This window comes from Pseudoalteromonas sp. 120-MNA-CIBAN-0494 (assembly GCF_040308885.1).
In the GTDB taxonomy this organism is placed as follows: Bacteria; Pseudomonadota; Gammaproteobacteria; order Enterobacterales; family Alteromonadaceae; genus Pseudoalteromonas; species Pseudoalteromonas nigrifaciens.
This window is the reverse complement of sequence record NZ_JBEOOE010000231.1, coordinates 1-236: the sequence shown is the minus strand read 5'-3', so window position 1 is coordinate 236 and position 236 is coordinate 1. Positions and strand designations below refer to the sequence as shown.

1 protein-coding gene is annotated in these 236 nt (G+C 41.1%); it reads left to right on the top strand.

The window, feature by feature from the left end; all coding sequences use genetic code 11:
• The coding region (locus tag AAEY55_RS18605; RefSeq protein WP_350552770.1) for an IS110 family transposase at positions 1–236 on the top strand (236 nt) is incomplete at both ends.

Here is a 236-nt window from a genome sequence, read left to right as displayed (position 1 = left end):
TGGGACCGGTCTGTGCAATACTGATTAAAATAGCACTAGGTAATACAACCCATTTTAAAAATGGTCGAGAAGCTGCGGCCTGCTTTGGTCTAACACCAGTACAGCATAGTAGCGGGGGAAAACAAAAGATAGGCTCGATATCTAAAGTAATAGGAAATAAGAAGCTGCGTAGTGCTTTGTATAAAGGCGCATTAGCTGTTGTTTCACAACTAGAAAAAAGAGAAGTTCGTAGCCAA